This is a genomic window from Staphylococcus sp. GDX8P54P, assembly GCF_017893165.1.
GTDB classification, from domain to species: Bacteria; Bacillota; Bacilli; order Staphylococcales; family Staphylococcaceae; genus Staphylococcus; species Staphylococcus borealis.
The window spans coordinates 1-553 of record NZ_JAESMM010000059.1 but is presented as its reverse complement, the minus strand read 5'-3'; the positions used below and the strand labels follow the sequence as shown (position 1 = coordinate 553).

Annotated in this window: 1 protein-coding gene; it reads right to left on the bottom strand. The window is 33.5% G+C overall.

Annotation, left to right across the window (positions count from 1 at the left end):
• Positions 1 to 25: 25 nt before the first annotated feature.
• The coding region (locus KA909_RS12795) for an ArsB/NhaD family transporter (RefSeq protein WP_281059145.1) at positions 26 to 553 on the bottom strand (528 nt) is incomplete at its 5' end.

Here is a 553-nt window from a genome sequence, read left to right as displayed (position 1 = left end):
TTATCCATAATTAAAGCCTCTTTTCTTAAAATATGATTAGTGTAAGGTATAAACCTAAGAGTGTTACAAATAGGACCGGAATAGTAATGATAATTCCAGTTTTAAAGTATGTTCCCCACGAAATTTTCACACCTTTTTGTGTTAAGACATGTAGCCACAATAATGTTGCTAAAGAACCAATCGGTGTTATTTTAGGTCCTAAATCAGAACCTATGACATTCGCATAAACCATACCTTCTTTAATTGTTCCAACTACATTCGATTGTCCGATAGCAATTGCATCTATTAAAACTGTAGGCATATTATTCATAATTGATGATAACAAAGCAGATATAAAGCCCATGCCCATAACACTACTGAATAGTCCATAACTTGAAATATTGGATAATGCATCAGCTAAAATTGTGGTGATGCCTACGTTTTTCAAGCCGAATACGACTAAATACATACCAATTGAAAATAGGACAATATTCCATGGTGCACCTTTAATTACTTGTTTCGTATGCACAGCTTCGGAATTGCGAGCTAACAGTACAAAGATAAAAGCAATAAT